Origin of the sequence: Ensifer sp. ENS08, from assembly GCF_014852195.1 — a bacterium.
Taxonomy (GTDB): Bacteria; Pseudomonadota; Alphaproteobacteria; order Rhizobiales; family Rhizobiaceae; genus Ensifer; species Ensifer adhaerens.
Genome location: NZ_JACVBF010000094.1, coordinates 1 through 255, shown reverse-complemented (window position 1 = coordinate 255; position 255 = coordinate 1). Strand labels below are relative to the sequence as shown.

Genomic DNA, 255 nt, shown 5'->3' with positions numbered 1-255 from the left:
AGCCGACGGCGCGGAGCGCCGCGGCATTGAGCAGCGCCCGGTCATAGAGATGCAGCAGGAACACCGGCGTATCGGGCGCGACCGCGTTGATCTCATCGATCGTCGGCAACCGCTTTTCGGCGAACTGATGCTCGGTGAAGCCGCCGACGACCCGCACCCATTGCGGCGCCGGCGTGATCGCCACCTGCCGCTTCAGCATGTCCATCGCATCGGCAAGCGAGCGCACGCCGTCCCAGCGCAGCTCCATGTTGAAGT

At 66.7% G+C, this 255-nt stretch carries 1 protein-coding gene; it reads right to left on the bottom strand.

Annotated features, from left to right (window positions below; genetic code table 11):
• The coding region (locus tag IB272_RS35775; RefSeq protein WP_192445910.1) for an amidohydrolase family protein at nucleotides 1-255 on the bottom strand (255 nt) is incomplete at both ends.